Origin of the sequence: Salipaludibacillus neizhouensis (genome assembly GCF_002886185.1) — a bacterium.
In the GTDB taxonomy this organism is placed as follows: Bacteria; Bacillota; Bacilli; order Bacillales; family Salisediminibacteriaceae; genus Salipaludibacillus; species Salipaludibacillus neizhouensis.
The window spans coordinates 666,444-682,667 of record NZ_KZ614147.1 but is presented as its reverse complement, the minus strand read 5'-3'; the positions used below and the strand labels follow the sequence as shown (position 1 = coordinate 682,667).

Below are 16,224 nucleotides of genomic sequence, written 5' to 3'. Positions count from 1 at the left end.
CTAGGCATTTTTTTCGTGCGTACCAATGAATGTTTTGATAATTTCGTGCACAGCAGAAGATTTTTTTGTAGGCAATTGATGACCAACATCGTCAATTAGAACGACTTCCACCTCTCCGGTTACGTTTTCCGTAAACAAGTGTCGATAGTGGTGAACATAATCATCTCTCGTCCCATACATCAGAAGCAGCGGACAGGTGATTTTATGTAACCTCTTTGTTGCTGTGTATTCTAGCCCGATACGGTAATATTTTTCCAATACCGAGGCAGGAGTCAGGCGAACGTAATTCGATAGCTCCCGTTTATTTCGTTGATTTCGCTCGTGTGCAACCGCCAGTACATTGGAAACTACATTCATTTGTTTTGCCCTTGTTGCTAAAATACCAAGCTTGAATTCATTTCTTAAGAGAAAACTATTTACTTCGGGGAAGCCTCCCAATAATATGATGCCTCGTACTCGATTCGGGTATCTTATTGCTGCTTCTTGCACGATAGACCCTCCATTTGAGTATCCACAAAGATACGCCGAATTTACATTGGCCTCATCAAGCACACGAATGACATCATCCGCTAGAACAGACATTGTTAAAGGTTGTTCATCAATGCCACTTCGTCCATTTCCACGACAGTCCATCGTTATTACTTGATAAGATTCCGAAAGCCGATTCTTCTGGCGTCGGAATGTAACGTGGCCCATCGATGGCGGATGTACAAATAGGAGAGGAATTCCCTCCCCCTCCTTTTCAAAATATATGGCTGCTTTCTGTGACTGTTGTGTCCAACTCATGCGATCATCTCCTATCATCTCGTTCTTACAGTAATGATGGTAGGATATGTGCATTTTAACTTTTTATCCAACATTTCAAATCATATTTGCAGAGGGAATAGATCAAAACACCGTTTCATTGTTCTACTCCCGCTACAGACGACCGGACCTTCGTCCGTCACCCTCTAATGCTCTGTCATTTTTAAAACTATCCAAAAAAGGACACGGATACCCATTGGAATAATTTAAATCCCATATAGATACCGACAATACCCATAATACCCGGTAATGCAGGCGGAGCAGGGATCGGCAATTTGATCCACGCAAAAAGAAACCCTACTATCAGTCCAGCTATTATCGCTAATAGAATATCTTGCACTCTTCTCACCTTCTTTTGCTAGTCAGTTGATAAAACTAGGTTATGTATACTAACCAATTCTATCCTAACAGAAAGAGGTACGTACAACAATCATAGGAACAATCATAGGGACGGTTCTCTGCTTCATTAATTACTGGCAAGATACCGTTAACTGGCCTTGAAATAGATAAAGTTGCAAAAAGAACACTGTAAAAGTAGAATTCTACTTTTACAGTGTTCTTCACATTAAGTAATTAATTTTTTAGCGAGACGGGCTTTCCTTCGTCTATGGATTGATATAGAGATTCGATTACGGTCATATTCAATATTGTTTGCTCTGGAGTATAGGAAGGCTGTTTATTATCCAGGATTGCCTGTGAAAAGTGATCAATTTGCACTGTATATTGGTTCGCATCAAACGTTTCGACAGCTACGGTTTTCCCTGCACTATCCTTTAATATTACTTCACCTAGTCCATTGTTGGGATTTCCATCCGGACGAAAAGCATAAGGAACTTCGATGGAACCTTTTGTACCAACTACTTCATAACGATTCACATTTGCTTGTTCGAAGCTGCAGTCGATCACTGCTTGCTTGTTTTCAAAAGTTAGAATTCCCGTTGTTGACAGATCAACTTTTTTCTCAGGATGATGGTTGGCATGTCCAAATACTTGCACAGGCTCCTCTTCAAAAATAAAGCGGCTCGCATGAACGCAATAACAGCCGACATCAAATAAACTTCCGCCTCCAAGTTCAGAGTTCAAACGGATATTACCACTATTTACGTCCATTGAAAAAGAGAATGAGCCTCGGAACAGCTTTACCTCACCAATTTCCCCCTCGCCCAACCATTTCTTCACTTGGCTGTGTTGAGGATGAAACTGATACATAAAGGCTTCCATCCAAACTACGCCATTTTCTTTCGCCGCTGCATTCATTTCTTTCACTTCATCACTAGTAAGTGCTGCTGGTTTCTCCACGAGTACATGTTTTTTAGCTTGTACTGCTTCAATCAACCATTTTTTGTGTAAGCTGTTCGGTAAAGGAATATAAATTGCATCGATAGTTGGATCTTGAAGCAATTCTTTATACGAATCATACGACGTGTCAATTCCCCATCGTTTCGCTGTATCCGCTGCCTTTCCACTTTCACTTGCCACTGCTTTTAGCTCTGCTTGTTTTGCAAGTTTGATTGCTGGAACAAAGGCTGTCTCAGCTATTTTAGCAGAACTCAAAATTCCCCATTTTATCTTATTAGCCATAAATAATTCCTCCTTCTATTTTTAACTCTTTCTCCATTATACTTGAATCCTTAAAAAATGCAGAAAATGAAACCCCTTACTTTTTAGGTTAGAAGGTTTCCTCTTCTACATTCTTAAATTTTTGATACGCATTTATCACCGATTATCGCGTATCCTCCCATGTACCTCGCGCATTTCTCAGCCGCAATCGCTCATTACCATCTACCAAAACAAAAAATTGGGGGAAGGTCAAAAACGACCTTCCCCCGAACATCTATTTATTACATTTTCTCCGGTGCTTCAACACCCAGAATTTTGAGAGCATTTTGAAGCGTCATACGGACAGCATCCATTAGCGCAAGGCGCGCTTTTGTTAAGGATACGTCTTCACTAATTACTTTTTCAGCATTGTAGAAGCTGTGTAACGCTTGTGCCAATTCGTGCACATAGTTTGTCATTCGGTGTGGCGAACGGCGTTTTGCCGCATCCGCAATTGCTTCAGGGTATTCACCTAGTTTTTTCATTAAATCTTGTTCTTTTACTGCTACTAATCCCGTTAAGTCCACTTCCCTGTCAACTGTGATTCCTTTTTCTTCCGCCTGTCGCAGCATACTGCAAATTCTTGCATGAGCGTATTGCACATAGTAAACAGGGTTGTCATTGGACTGTGATTTAGCCAGGCTCAAGTCGAAATCAAGATGAGAATCCGCTGCTCTCATCGCAAAGAAATAACGGGTCGCATCGATGCCGACTTCTTCCATGAGTTCGCGCATCGTTACAGCCTTCCCGGTACGTTTACTCATTTTCACCTTTTCACCATTCTCGAAAAGGTTCACCATCTGAATGATTTGAACATCCAATTGATCTTTTTCATACCCAAGAGCTTGGATTGCCGCTCTCATTCGTGGAATATAACCGTGATGGTCTGCTCCCCAAATGTTAATCAATTCCTCAAAACCTCGAGCAAATTTATTTTTATGATAGGAAATATCTGGCATTAAATACGTGTAGGAACCATCGCTTTTTACGAGAACGCGATTTTTGTCATCCCCGTACTCCGTCGAACGGAACCATGTTGCTCCATCTTGATCAAATGTTTCGCCACGCTTCTTAAGATCCTCTAAGGCATCTGTTACTTTTCCATCTGTATAAAGAGACGTTTCAGAAAACCAGTTGTCAAAATGAACACGATAGTCGGCCAAGTCTGATTTAAGCTTATCCAGTTCCCGTTTTAACCCGTATTCCCGGAAGAAACCTCGTCGTTCCTCTTGATCAGAATCCTTGAAACGGTCCCCATAATTTTCAACGATCTCTTTGGCAAAACCAATGATATCCTTTCCTTGGTAACCATTCTCAGGCATCGCCGCCTCTTCCCCTATTTCTTGCAAGTATCTCGCTTCCAAGGAAAGGGTAAGGTTATCAATCTGGTTCCCAGCATCGTTGATATAATATTCACGAGCAACGTCATATCCTGCCTTTTCAAGAATATGGCACAAGGAGTCTCCTACCGCTGCCCCTCTTGCGTGTCCCAAATGAAGCGTGCCAGTTGGGTTTGCCGAAACAAACTCGACTTGGATTTTCTTTCCCTTGCCTATGTTTGTATTTCCGAATTTTTCTTTTTGCTCAAGAACCGTATGGACGATCTCCGTTAAATAGTCTTTTTTCATTACAAAGTTAATAAATCCCGGACCGGCAATATCAACCTTTTCTACTTTTGCAGCTTGATAATTAAAATTCGCTTCTATATCTTCTGCTATCATTTTTGGTGCCTTTTTAGCTATTTTTGCCAGTTGCATGGCCAGATTTGTTGCAAAATCTCCGTGTGTCTTATCTTTTGGTGTCTCGATGACGACATTCGGGATCTGATCTGCCGATGCTAAACCAGCCTTTACTGCGGATGCAATAAGTTCATTTTTTAAATTTTCTTTGAGTTGTTCTACTTGGCTCATCGTGCGTTAGACCTCCTTTATAGATACGTGCATATGATAGTTTCCTGTATTCGAGCTTTGCATGATTAGCTTGTACCGCAAATCAATATAGCCTTCCAGTTCCTGTTCATCCCAATGATAATCGAATTCCTTTGTGTCTGTGCTCATACTCATTGGACCAAAAGGGCTGTGATAGATTCCTTCTGTTTTTTGACCTGGAATAAAACGTTGATTCATTGAAATACCACCCTTGCGAAGGACGGACATTTCTCCTTTATGTAGTTTCACCGTTTGAACGGTTTGCTTATCTTTCTCTTCTTCTTTCGGTTCGTTAAAACGAAGGACTGTCTGCTGCCCGCGTTGAAACAACTGACCTTCTGCAGCCATCTGGTGAACTTCCTTTGCTTTTCCGTCACGAATGGTTGTCTTTACATTTACAGTAACATTGACTCCGTTTGAAGACATCGTTTTGTCATCCCCTATCCTTACCTTCCATACCTATAACCCCCTTAGTATATCGAACCAAGAGGGACAGGATCAAGCACTAGCTCTAAGTGGAAGGATGAGAGGGGTCGACGAGAGGGGTCAGACCCCCCATTATTTTACAAATCCCAGCAGCATCTCACGAATGAACTTACTTGCAGCTATCGCTGTCTGTTCAGAGGGATCATATGCAGGTACTACCTCGACGAGATCACACCCGACAACATTTATTTCTGAACCAGCAATCGCATGAATCGCTTCTAATAACTCCTTAGAAGCGATTCCGCCTGCTTCTGCCGTGCCTGTTCCAGGAGCAAATGCAGGATCTAGTACATCGATATCGATGGTGACATAAACAGGCCTGCCTGCTAATTCCGGTAACATCTTTTTTAATGGTTCTGCCACGTCAAATTTACTCATATGCATTCCTGATTCTTTTGCATATTGAAACTCTTCGCGCATGCCTGATCGTATTCCGAACGAGTAAACATTTTTAGGACCGATCAGCTCACATGCTTTACGAATCGGTGTCGAGTGCGAAAGAACTTCTCCCTCGTATTCCTCTCGCAGATCAGCATGAGCATCTATATGTATGACCGCTAACTCAGCATACTTTTTAAACATCGATCGAATCACCGGCCATGAAACAAGATGCTCCCCACCAAGACCAACAGGGAATTTCCCGTCTTTTAGCAGCTGCTCTGTATACGTTTCAATCATCTCGATACTTTTTCCGGCATTACCGAATGGTAAAAGCATATCTCCTGCATCGTGTACGTTTAAATCTTCCAAGTGTCTGTCCAAGTACACACTGTACTCTTCTAAACCAATCGATGCCTCCCTTATTCGGTTTGGTCCGAAGCGTGAGCCTGGACGGAAACTAACCGTATAATCCATTGGCATGCCGAATATGACGATATCACCATCGTTATAGGATTTATCGGCCATAATATACTTTCTTCCTGAATACCCCTCGTCAAAAAACATGGGCAATACCTCCTTTATTTCACTAAATCCGAGACAAACTTAGGCAGCGCAAAAGCAGCAAAGTGAATCTCATTCGTGTAATACTTCGTTTTTATATCATGGAAACGATTCGCTTTGACTTTCAATGGATCGTGTTTTTTAGACCCAATTGTAAATGTCCATAATCCACTTGGATATGTTGGGATATTCGCCGTGTAAAGTCGAGTAATTGGAAAGGTTTCACTTACATCTCGGTATGCATTCTGAATGATCTCCTGGTGAAACCAAGGGTTATCGGTTTGTGCGACAAGAATACCGTCTTTTTTCAATGCTTTGGAGATTCCTTCGTAAAAACCCTTTGAAAACAAGTTTACAGCAGGTCCCACCGGCTCTGTGGAATCAACCATAATGACGTCGTACTCGTTCTCACTTTCGGCAATATGCATGAAGCCATCTGCCACTTTGACTTCTACACGAGGGTCATCAAGACTGCCGGCAATAGAAGGTAAGTACTGCTTCGAATACTCAATTACTTTCCCATCGATATCTACTAATGTTGCTTTTTTTACTTCCGGATGCTTTAAAATCTCGCGGATCACTCCGCCGTCTCCCCCGCCAACTACAAGAACATCCTTTGGGTTCGGATGCGTGTGGAGTGGCACATGTGCAATCATTTCATGGTATACGAACTCATCTTTTTCCGTTGTCATGACCATGCCGTCAAGTAAAAGCATGTTTCCGAATTCCTCGGTTTCTACCATGTCCAACTGTTGAAAATCTGTCTTTTCACTCACATACGTTTGCTTAACCTTTGCTGTAATACCAAAGTTCTCTGTCTGTTTTTCTGTAAACCATATTCCCATTAACTTTCACCTCATTATATTGTTAGCTCTGTTAGTTTCGTTTTTATAGTTGGCCTGACGCTGAAAGTCTATGGACTGTCCGTCTATTGGCTACCGCTTTCGGTCGTATAAGTTACCGTTTTGAAAAAATGTACGTTAACAGAGATTTATGGCCTTGACTATTTCATTGATTTTGCAGGAAACGATACTCATTCACATTGTTCAAGATCTTATTATACGCTCTTAAATGATCTTCATTATGGTGCTGTTCACTTTCACTTTTTAAAAGATAAGAATTTTAAAATTGGCGGCTATGCCGTTTTTCTTATATGCTATCCTTCACTAAAGTCATGTATAATAGTATTGATTCAAAAAATTGATCGCTTTCCTAATTAAAAACCAACAGAAAAAGTATACTGCATGAAGTCAAAAATAGAAACTACTTTATCACGTATTTGTACTTGTTTAAAAGAATCCGTGCCTATTTTTATCTCAAAGCTTTCTAAAGTGCTTCAAATAACATATAAAAAAAGATTAGAAGAGGTGACTATGAGAAATTATAATATTACTAATCCTGCCGTTTTAGATGAGCTCGAAAAAATTAGTGTAGAAATAAATGCTAAACGAGAAGAGATTGTTCACTCTATTGCTCTTTTGGCGAATGATAAAGAAAATTACGATGTTAACGGAATTGTAACGAATGAGGAGCTTTTCAATATAAGACTTGAGTTTGTAGACCTTGCTGTCAAAACTTTTTATGGTGCGGAGAGCAAACTTTTGCTTGAAGAGTGGGCAAATAAACTGGGCGAATATGCGATTGTCCGAGGCGCAACCTTGCCTGCTATACTCCCCGTTACCAATCAGTATCGAAGAGTTATTTGGGAGCTGATTGAAAAAATGTCTGAAGAAAATGGACTATTGCCTGAAACTATCTTCAAGTCTTCTCTCATCTTAAATGGTATCGTAGACCGAGCGGCTAATACCTTTTCCGTCGCTTTTGTTAAACATCACGAGAAAAAAATTAATGAAACAAATGATTTCATCAAAGAAATGTCTGCCCCGATCGTTCCAATTTCCAAAGGAATTGCTGTCCTTCCTTTAGTCGGTCATTTGGATGAAGAGCGTTCTGCAGTGTTAATGGACACAACCGTAAATCAAATCGTTGATCATCAACTAGATGTTATCTTTATCGATCTTTCCGGTGTTTCTGTCATTGATACTTACGTTGCCAGAAGGTTATCTGACGTTATGAAGTTATTAAAAATCCTGGGGATTACCCCTATTCTAAGTGGTCTTCGCCCCGAGATGTCACAAACTATCGTTTCTTTAGGAATTGACCTTAAAGCTTTTAAAGTAGTTAGTAATCTTAAACAAGCGTTAATTGATTACGGAGTATGTAAAGACATCCGCTAATTTCGCGGATTCATGCTCCTATACGTTTCTAACCCCCTTGGGATCAAGGGGGTTTTTCTATGTCGTAACAACAAGAAATTATTTCCCCAAAAGCTCGTGTATAAGTCACCCCTATTTTAGGAAAACTATGGAAAAGGGGTCTGACCCCCCATATTTTGGAATTTAACTTGTACTTATAATAACTTTTTGACATACATATTCCGTTTTGGAAATAAATGGGGGGTCTGACCCCGAAAAGGAGGTGGGCGGCGATGGAATTGGCCACGAGGAAATCATATATGAAACGGAGACGTTTGATTCGTAAGTTTGTTTGGGGTTGCGTTTTATCCGTGTTTGGCGGTTTTATGGCGTTGAGTGCTCTTGTCATCTATGCCTATCAGATGGAGGCACCTTCTTTAAGTGTTCCGGAAACGACCGTCGTCTACGATGCAAATGGCGCAACGATCGGAGAATATCATAAAGGTGAGCAGCGTTACTGGGTACCTATAGACCATATGTCCGAGTCTATTGTAGAAGCGACACTCGCGATCGAGGACAGACGTTTTTACGATCATTATGGCTTTGATCCTATCCGAATTACCCGAGCAGTTATTGCTAACTTGCAAACCGGAACGAAGGGGCAAGGGGCAAGTACAATTACGCAGCAATATGCGCGAAACTTATTTTTGACACATGATAAAACATGGATGCGTAAATGGCAAGAGGCGCTGTACGCATTGCGGCTTGAACTTCATTATTCGAAAGAAGAAATATTGGAAGGTTACTTAAATACGATTTATTACGGCCATGGTGCCTACGGTGTAGAGGCTGCTTCCCTGCTTTACTTCCAAAAAAACGCAGAGGATCTCAGCTATAGTGAGGCCGCTCTTCTTGCCGGGATACCAAAAGGACCAAGTGTCTATTCCCCATATTTAAATGAGGATATGTCGATTGAACGCCAGCATGTTGTTCTAAACGCCATGGATGATGCAGAATATATCTCAGATGCACAAGCCACCAAGTATGAAAACGAAGTAATTTCTTTTTCTAAAGATATGGAAATCCACGGCACTCGTATCGCACCCTATTTTCAAGATGCTGTGCGAATGTGGCTTATAGAAGATCTCGGAATGGATGAATCAATGATTGACGGTGGTGGTCTAGATATTTATACGACCCTTGATTCCTCGATGCAGGAGAAAGCTGATGCTATTGTCGCTGAAGAAATGGCTCCCGACCATGCTTTGGAAACAGCCTTTGTAGCAATGGATCCACGGACAGGTAAAGTCAAGGCGCTTGTGGGTGGGAAAAATTACAAGGAAAGCTCCTTTAATCGGGCGACACAAGCTCGACGACATCCGGGTTCAGCAATGAAACCTTTTCTTTATTATGCTGCACTCGAACATGGTTTGAGTCCTAATTCCATGCTGAAAAGTGAAGAAACAACCTTTGTTTTTGATGAAGGACGCGAGGAGTATTCTCCTAGTAATTTTAATCATTCGTACGCAAATGATTACATTACAATGCTTCAGGCATTAGCTATTTCTGATAATATTTATGCGATGAAAACTCACTTTTTGTTAGGTTTCGAAGATTTAATTCATACTGCGAAAAGGTTCGGAATAGATAGCCCTTTGAAGCCAGCTCCTTCGTTAGCACTTGGTTCTGTTGACCTTGGCGTGCTGGAAATAACGAAAAGTTACAGTCCTTTGGCAAATGGAGGGTACGTGGTCAATCCTCAATTTGTTGAAAAAGTGATCGATCGAGATGAAAATGTGCTTTATGAAGCTAATGAAGAACCCGTTCTGGAATTAAATCCCGCCTACACGGCAGTGATGACGAATATGATGGAAGGAATGTTCGAACCCGAGCTAAGTACTAGCTATGGTGCAGTAACAGGAGGAAGCATTTCTGAAAGCTTTGATCGACCTGTAGCCGGAAAAAGTGGTTCTACTGATAAGGATAGCTGGATGATTGGATATGCACCACAGTTGTTAACCGGAGTATGGGTTGGATATGACGAGGCAATTCCATTAGAATCAGGAGATGCCAAACACTCCAAACAAATTTGGGCAAAATTTATGAAAGAATCGCTTGATGGAGAATTAAAATTAACCTTTCCTATTCCCGAAAACGTCGTGGAAGTGGAGATCAATCCATTTAATGGGCTGTTAGCAAACGAACATTGCCCATTAACAAGAAAAACACTGTTCTTTCATGGAACGGAACCAACAGAATATTGTCAGGCACCTGAGCAAGGATTAGACGAAACGGAACTGGAAGAAACTGATGACAAAATGGATGAAGAATACAAAAAAGACGAAGAAGAGAAAAAAGAAAAATGGCTCGATCGAATTTTTGATTGGTCGAGTTGATGAATAAAAATATAAGAAAAACGGCATAGCCGTCTTTTATTAAATACAGTGTGATCTTTAAAGCCACCATCATTTAAGCATCAGGGGCGAACTTCCCTTGATGCGTGTGGCGTAAAGATAGCTGTCAATTTTATAAATTTTTATCTCTATAAAAACAGACGAAGTGGGAATTGGGGTCCCTCCTCGTCTGCTTTTTTGTCTTAGCACTTCTGTGGGTGCGTGGCTTAAGTTTACAAAATAGTGGAAGCGGTAGCAATCTTATTTCGAATTGTTCACATTTTGTTCACAATATTTTTTACCCCTCACCGTGACTTCAGCGGGAAAAGACGATTCGAGCATCTCTGTTCGAAACGAAACAACAATTTCTAAAAAACAAGGCCACAACACAGAATCTCCCTTTCTCTGTGTTGTAGACCTTGTTTTAAAATTCCCTTTACTTGAAATGACACTACTTCTACTATCTAAAATCTCGTTTAAACGTTAGTTTCATACTTAAGAGCTAGTCAAATCCTCATTAAGTTGAGCATCTGCCCGCTCCCACATGCCTTCATCAAACGTCTGTAAAAAGTCTTTTAAAATAGCTTTTCCTTTATCATCCATTTGTGAGACGACAATTTTCCGTTTCAACGATTTATCCATGTTATTTACATGCTCCGGCATGCTTTTATAGCCTCGGCGAATTTCCCGGTCAACAATCATTTCACAAGCAGTTACACCAACATATGCCGGTCCACCTTCCATAGGTTCTACGGTCACCCACACAAGCCAGAACAAGTTTCCATTAGGGACTGCTTCTTTTTCTTTTAAAAACTTGATTCTTTTTTCTACAGCGCTCCGGGCATGTAATGCTCCCATATCAACAAATGCTTCTCCGCCTTCGACATCAACAAACACAGGAGTAATATTATTTAAGTTCAACGTCCCAACACCATAGCCGCCATGGCCATCGGTCGAATCGCCACTTAGAATATTAAAACTGGTGGACATCTTTTTTATCTTCTCATTTTTCTCTTTATCCTTTTCATTCATCAATAATCCCTCGCCTTCAATCATTCATTGAAACCTATTTCTAGTCTATCATACAACGTTTTTTCCATGTTTCAATAGCAAAGCGCATTCAGAGCACTGAGCGTAACGCGAAAGTACAAGTGACGCAAAAGTCAGACCGGTAAATTAAGAAAAACGGCATAGCCGTCTTTTATTAAAAGATTTAAACCGTCCTTCTAGAATGTTATCCTTTAGTGGGCTATACTAATCATCTAAAGAGAAAAGGAGAGATCAAATTATGCCAATCGTAACCGTTCAAATGTTAGAAGGTCGTTCGGACGATCAGAAACGTGACCTTGTAGAACAAGTGACAGAAGCTGTGTCGAATACTACAAAGGCACCTAAAGAAAAAATATCCGTAGTTATTGAAGAAATGTCTCCAGCAAACTATGGCGTCGCAGGCAAACGAGCAAGCGATCAATAAACCTTGCCAGTAGCACCTGACCAAAGCCAGATCGCAGGTGCTACACTCTATTCAACACCGCAAAAGTATTATTCCTTAGTCTTCCTATGTAAGCATAGGCTTTATCCACATCTTCCTGTGTATAATTCAGCTTTGCTTTCCAATTTGAAACCTTAGCTGTTACTTCCTCTCGAGACAACTCCTCGAAATAAAGCACTGTCGATACAAGCTCGAGAAACCGGATAGAATAACCGTTCATCTCTTGAAGAATTTCCGTTTCTTCGGGAAACCCCTCCGCCATAACCGAAAGAAATTCCCGCCCTTTATCCGATAGCTCATAGCGGTAATGCTGATATCCAGTCTGTTGCTCTTTCACTTCCGTTACGAATTCTAATTCACACATTTCCTCCACGCGAAGCGTAAGCTCTTCAGAATACGGACCATACATGTGGAACTGATATTTCTCATAAAAAGGGAAATCCATCTTTTTTGCTATATAAACGATCTTCTGCAGTTTCTTCCGTCCTTCAATTTCACCAGTTTGATTGATTAAAGCCATAATTTTGGCATGTTCATGTAACAAAGCTACCCCTCCTGATTTACCAGCAAAGCCATAATTCGTTGTTTCTCCTCGGGAAATTCCGTTTGATCCATTAACAAATCCTTAGGGTAATACAGCTTATGATCCGTCCGCTTTTTACCCGAAATCGATTCAACAAGATCCGATTCACGCGATAGTTCCCGCAGCTTTCCATCCGGCATTAATAAATGAATCGGCACCCGCTCGTCCTTCTCCCCTGCCCGATAAAAATCGTACGGCAAATCCGAGGATGAATCGATTACCAAATAATAATCCGGGTCGAGCCCGATTTTTTGATAAAGATCCCGTAACTCTTGCCAAATGACCATTTGCTTACTAGGATCACATTCCACATATTTAAATAAATGACGGTGCATGAAACGACTGCACAAATCCTTAAGAATGGAGTCTTCCTCTTCTTCCCATTCCTGAAAATAAAATAAAATGACCGATTCATCCATTTTCAAATAATCCCTTAATGTAACCTTTCCATTGAACATCGATAAAAAATGATGTGGCGTCAGTTTAAAAGCATAATCCTGAGCTAACAGCTCTTTCGCCCGATGCAGGATCTTACTCAAAATAACCTCCGCACTTCTTGTCACTGGATGAAAATACACCTGCCAGTACATCTGATAGCGACTCATGATGTAATCCTCTACAGCATGCATTCCGCTATGCTTAAATACCGCCTGGTCCTCATCCGCTCTCATTACCCGAAGAATTCGCTCCATATCAAACTGACCATAACTCACTCCCGTGTAAAACGCATCACGCAGCAAATAATCCATACGATCCGCATCAATCTGACTCGAAATAAGACTGACTAGCAGCTTATTATCATACGTTTTCGCAATCACATCCGCCACCTTTAACGGAAAATCATCATCCATTCTTCGCAGCACGCTATTTATTTCCGTGTCACCCAGGATAATTTCACGCGTCCACTTTTCATGATCCATATGAAAAATCTTCTCGAAAGAATGGGAAAATGGACCATGGCCAACATCATGCAGCAACGCCGATGCTAAACAAACCAACCGTTCATCCGCATCCCACTTTCCTTTTTTCTCCAAATTTTCAACCATCCTGCGCATAATCTCATACACACCAAGCGAATGATTAAAACGTGTATGCTCAGCACCATGAAAAGTCACATAAGTCGTTCCCAGCTGACGAATCCTCCGCAGCCGTTGGAATTCCTTCGTACCAATCAAGTCCCAAATCAACTCATCCCTCACATGAATATAACGGTGAACCGGATCCTTAAAAACCTTTTCTTCCTCAAGTTCTCCATCAGGTCTTCTCATATTATTTCGTTCCCCCCTCCGTAAAGACTGTTTATGTATTAAATACGTTGATTCAATTATACGTTACAGTGCTTGGGAAAATAAGGTTTAATTGTTTTAGTTCCTAAATCTTTTTGCCTTGCAAGGCTCATTCCGTTTATGTTTTTCTAATTTGTCTGCTGTTTTTCCCGCCCGCTACCGCAAGTTTTTCTCTTTGCGCATTCATTAAAATAAGCCAAACATTACCTCATTCGTTTTTTCACTTTTTCCAGCAATAGATCCTCATCGATGGCTGCAACTGGGCGATCGTTGACAAAAGTGAAAACTTTTTTTCTCCCAGGGCCACAATAGGATTGGCAACCTATCTCGATTTCAGCATCTGGATCTAGCTTTTTAAGCTTCGGGACTAATGTTTTAATGTTTGTGGCATCACAATCATCACAAATTAAAAATTTATTTGCCAAATTCTCCACGTCCTTTGAATACTACTGTTATCCTTAAATCATTTTACAGTCTCTATTGAGCCGATTGCAACGGCTATAGCGATAAATTATGTGAAGAAAATGTGATATAATTTTTCCATATGCGTTTAGCTTGTAGAGGAGTTTAGGAAATGGAAAATATTCAACCGTTACTTACCCGAAAAAACTGGCTTGTTCTCGATCAATCGGTCTCTGGTCTTGCAATGAATCCGATGTATTCTTTTGCCATGGATGATACATTGTGCCGCCGGATTTCAGAAATGCCCGAGACAGGAATTGCTCGGACGTGGGTGCACAATAAAACGATCGTGTTAGGGATTCAGGACAGTAGACTACCTTTTATAAACGAAGGAATTGCCTTTTTGAAAAAGCTAGGATACGAAGTTATTGTTCGTAATTCCGGCGGGTTGGCTGTTGTTCTTGATCCCGAGGTATTTAATTTATCCTTGATTTTTAAAGAGGATAGAGAGCTTACCATAGATCGCGGATATGATCTGATGGTGGCATTTACCCGCGCGTTACTCCATGAAGTTGCTGATGAAATTTTGGATGGGGAAATTAAAGAATCCTACTGTCCCGGGAGGTATGATTTAAGTATCGGAGGACGGAAATTCGCTGGTATTTCTCAACGGCGTTTACGTGGAGGTGTTGCGGTACAAATTTATCTTGCGGTTAGTGGAAGTGGTTTTGATCGGGCAGCTCTTATTCGAGAGTTTTATGATCGAAGTGTGCAAGATACAACGACCAAGTTTGACTATCCAAAAATTGAACCCGCTAAAATGGCTTCTCTTGAGGAGTTATCCAGTGCTCAGTATTCGATTGAATCGATCACCCATCGAATGCTGCTCCAACTAAAAGACTTAAGTTCCCACTTGGCTATGTACGAGCTTGATGAAAAAGGCTGGCAATTGTATGAAGAAAATATTGCGCGAATGTTAAAACGAAATGAAAAGCTTGCGGAGGACTAACGAAAGCTTCTGCTCATAGTTAGGGGTGTCTCAACGGTTAAATAACCTTTTGAGACACCCCTTTTTTTAAGAAATAATGTATGACTGCTATCTTTACGCCGCGCGTGTCAAGGGAAACCCACCCTTGACACTTAAATGATGGTGGCGAAAGATAACGATGTATTTAAGAAAAGACGCTACGCGTTTTTCTTAAGAAACACCCTTACTTTTACCGGTTTTTGGCTTAGGCGTTGCAGGTGCTCTTTTCTTCGCTGTCGTTTTGCCTGGCTTCTTCCTCGTTTTGTCTACCGAAGCCTGAAGTGCTGACATTAAATCGGTAACATTTGATTTAGCTGCCGGCTTCTTTGCATCGGTTGCTTCGACAGTGTCTTTACCAGCACGCTTCTCTTCAATTAATTCCAGTAAAGCAGAACGATACTCATCATGATACTTATCTGCTTCAAATGGAGTCGTTAATTGTTTGATCAACATAAGAGCCGTATCCAATTCTTTTTTACTGACGTTCTGATCATCTGGAAGCTGTAATTCTCCCGTTCCTCTTACTTCATCCGGGAAGTGAATCGTCTCCATAAGAAGGGTATTTTCATAAACACGGACAACGGCAAGCTGTTCTTTTGAACGAATGATAATTTTAGCTACACCAATCTTTCCCGAGTCTTTCAGAGCTTCTCTTAACAAGGCATATGCCTTGCCTCCACCATCGTTCGGCGCAAGAAAATAGCTTTTTTCAAAATATATAGGGTCGATTTCCTCAAGCTTTACAAAATCAATAATTTCCACGGACTTATCATCGTTTTCTTTCTTCAGCTTTTCTAAATCTTCGTCATCCAAGACGACAAATTTATTTTTTTCATACTCATACGCCTTCACGATATCATCGTTTGTTATTTCCTTTTCACAGCCAGGACAAACTTTTTCATATGAAATTGGCGTGTGACACTCTTTATGAAGCTGTCTCAATTTTAGATCTTTATTTTCTGTTGCAGCGTGGAGTTTCACCGGTATACTCACTAATCCGAAGCTGATGCTTCCTTTCCACATTGTATGCATGTACATTCACCTGCTTTTTATATTTTTATGCTGGTTTCTAACAAGCTGTTATTTA

General features: G+C 40.8%; 16 protein-coding genes. 4 read left to right on the top strand and 12 right to left on the bottom strand.

The window, feature by feature from the left end:
* From CEF18_RS20180 to speE, 7 genes are all read right to left on the bottom strand, one after another.
* Positions 1-786, bottom strand: a complete 786-nt coding sequence (locus tag CEF18_RS20180; RefSeq protein WP_183040949.1) for an alpha/beta fold hydrolase — start codon at positions 784-786, stop codon at positions 1-3.
* 187 nt (positions 787-973) lie between these two features.
* Positions 974-1,144 (bottom strand): XapX domain-containing protein, encoded by a 171-nt coding sequence (locus CEF18_RS20175; RefSeq protein ID WP_110938303.1) that lies wholly within the window; start codon positions 1,142-1,144, stop codon positions 974-976.
* Between the two features lie 233 nt (positions 1,145-1,377).
* Positions 1,378-2,385, bottom strand: a complete 1,008-nt coding sequence (locus CEF18_RS20170; protein WP_110938302.1) for a Gfo/Idh/MocA family protein — start codon at positions 2,383-2,385, stop codon at positions 1,378-1,380.
* A 260-nt stretch (positions 2,386-2,645) separates the two neighbouring features.
* A complete protein-coding gene (gene argS / locus CEF18_RS20165) occupies positions 2,646-4,313 on the bottom strand; it encodes an arginine--tRNA ligase (protein WP_110938301.1) in 1,668 nt (555 codons plus the stop codon).
* Positions 4,314-4,319: 6 nt separating this feature from the next.
* On the bottom strand, positions 4,320-4,757 hold the full coding sequence (locus CEF18_RS20160) for a YwiB family protein (protein ID WP_110938300.1): 438 nt from the start codon (positions 4,755-4,757) through the stop codon (positions 4,320-4,322).
* 132 nt (positions 4,758-4,889) lie between these two features.
* Positions 4,890-5,762: an agmatinase gene (speB, locus tag CEF18_RS20155; protein WP_110938299.1), complete on the bottom strand. Its 873-nt coding sequence runs from the start codon at positions 5,760-5,762 to the stop codon at positions 4,890-4,892.
* Positions 5,763-5,776: 14 nt separating this feature from the next.
* Positions 5,777-6,604: a spermidine synthase gene (speE, locus tag CEF18_RS20150; RefSeq protein ID WP_110938298.1), complete on the bottom strand. Its 828-nt coding sequence runs from the start codon at positions 6,602-6,604 to the stop codon at positions 5,777-5,779.
* A 528-nt stretch (positions 6,605-7,132) separates the two neighbouring features.
* Between speE and CEF18_RS20145 the strand changes: the two genes are divergently transcribed.
* Both CEF18_RS20145 and CEF18_RS20140 read left to right on the top strand, forming a co-directional pair.
* On the top strand, positions 7,133-7,996 hold the full coding sequence (locus CEF18_RS20145) for an STAS domain-containing protein (protein WP_183040948.1): 864 nt from the start codon (positions 7,133-7,135) through the stop codon (positions 7,994-7,996).
* A gap of 251 nt (positions 7,997-8,247) precedes the next feature.
* Complete coding sequence (locus tag CEF18_RS20140; protein WP_110938296.1) at positions 8,248-10,350, top strand: transglycosylase domain-containing protein; 2,103 nt, start codon at positions 8,248-8,250, stop codon at positions 10,348-10,350.
* A gap of 492 nt (positions 10,351-10,842) precedes the next feature.
* Here CEF18_RS20140 and CEF18_RS20135 read toward each other — a convergent pair whose 3' ends face one another.
* Positions 10,843-11,379, bottom strand: coding sequence for a YwhD family protein (locus tag CEF18_RS20135; RefSeq protein WP_110938822.1), 537 nt, complete (start codon positions 11,377-11,379; stop codon positions 10,843-10,845).
* Between the two features lie 253 nt (positions 11,380-11,632).
* Between CEF18_RS20135 and CEF18_RS20130 the strand changes: the two genes are divergently transcribed.
* Entirely contained in the window at positions 11,633-11,821 is a 189-nt protein-coding gene (locus CEF18_RS20130; protein WP_259457900.1) for a 2-hydroxymuconate tautomerase, read from the top strand.
* A 40-nt stretch (positions 11,822-11,861) separates the two neighbouring features.
* On the opposite strand, the gene CEF18_RS20125 is transcribed toward CEF18_RS20130, so the two are convergent.
* From CEF18_RS20125 to CEF18_RS20115, 3 genes are all read right to left on the bottom strand, one after another.
* Positions 11,862-12,383, bottom strand: coding sequence for a YwgA family protein (locus CEF18_RS20125; protein ID WP_110938294.1), 522 nt, complete (start codon positions 12,381-12,383; stop codon positions 11,862-11,864).
* 2 nt (positions 12,384-12,385) lie between these two features.
* Positions 12,386-13,690: an HD domain-containing protein gene (locus CEF18_RS20120; protein WP_110938293.1), complete on the bottom strand. Its 1,305-nt coding sequence runs from the start codon at positions 13,688-13,690 to the stop codon at positions 12,386-12,388.
* Between the two features lie 221 nt (positions 13,691-13,911).
* Positions 13,912-14,133 carry a YuzB family protein gene (locus CEF18_RS20115; RefSeq protein ID WP_110938292.1) on the bottom strand — a complete coding sequence of 74 codons (222 nt, stop codon included), beginning with the start codon at positions 14,131-14,133 and terminating at the stop codon, positions 13,912-13,914.
* A gap of 149 nt (positions 14,134-14,282) precedes the next feature.
* On the opposite strand from CEF18_RS20115, the gene CEF18_RS20110 reads away from it, so the two are divergent.
* Positions 14,283-15,119 carry a lipoate--protein ligase family protein gene (locus CEF18_RS20110; protein WP_110938291.1) on the top strand — a complete coding sequence of 279 codons (837 nt, stop codon included), beginning with the start codon at positions 14,283-14,285 and terminating at the stop codon, positions 15,117-15,119.
* 189 nt (positions 15,120-15,308) lie between these two features.
* Here the strand turns inward: CEF18_RS20110 and ku are convergent, their stop codons facing one another.
* Positions 15,309-16,169 carry a non-homologous end joining protein Ku gene (gene ku / locus CEF18_RS20105; RefSeq protein WP_110938290.1) on the bottom strand — a complete coding sequence of 287 codons (861 nt, stop codon included), beginning with the start codon at positions 16,167-16,169 and terminating at the stop codon, positions 15,309-15,311.
* Between the last annotated feature and the right edge of the window lie 55 nt (positions 16,170-16,224).

Excerpts from the sequence above, each read along its gene's own strand:
- CEF18_RS20180 (WP_183040949.1), bottom strand. The coding sequence starts at position 786 with ATGAGTTGGACACAACAGTCACAGAAAGCAGCCATATATTTTGAAAAG.
- CEF18_RS20170 (WP_110938302.1), bottom strand. The coding sequence starts at position 2,385 with ATGGCTAATAAGATAAAATGGGGAATTTTGAGTTCTGCTAAAATAGCT.
- argS (WP_110938301.1), bottom strand. The coding sequence starts at position 4,313 with ATGAGCCAAGTAGAACAACTCAAAGAAAATTTAAAAAATGAACTTATT.
- CEF18_RS20160 (WP_110938300.1), bottom strand. The coding sequence starts at position 4,757 with ATGTCTTCAAACGGAGTCAATGTTACTGTAAATGTAAAGACAACCATT.
- speB (WP_110938299.1), bottom strand. The coding sequence starts at position 5,762 with ATGTTTTTTGACGAGGGGTATTCAGGAAGAAAGTATATTATGGCCGAT.
- speE (WP_110938298.1), bottom strand. The coding sequence starts at position 6,604 with ATGGGAATATGGTTTACAGAAAAACAGACAGAGAACTTTGGTATTACA.
- CEF18_RS20145 (WP_183040948.1), top strand. The coding sequence starts at position 7,133 with ATGAGAAATTATAATATTACTAATCCTGCCGTTTTAGATGAGCTCGAA.
- CEF18_RS20140 (WP_110938296.1), top strand. The coding sequence starts at position 8,248 with ATGGAATTGGCCACGAGGAAATCATATATGAAACGGAGACGTTTGATT.
- CEF18_RS20135 (WP_110938822.1), bottom strand. The coding sequence starts at position 11,379 with ATGAATGAAAAGGATAAAGAGAAAAATGAGAAGATAAAAAAGATGTCC.
- CEF18_RS20120 (WP_110938293.1), bottom strand. The coding sequence starts at position 13,690 with ATGAGAAGACCTGATGGAGAACTTGAGGAAGAAAAGGTTTTTAAGGAT.
- CEF18_RS20110 (WP_110938291.1), top strand. The coding sequence starts at position 14,283 with ATGGAAAATATTCAACCGTTACTTACCCGAAAAAACTGGCTTGTTCTC.
- ku (WP_110938290.1), bottom strand. The coding sequence starts at position 16,169 with ATGCATACAATGTGGAAAGGAAGCATCAGCTTCGGATTAGTGAGTATA.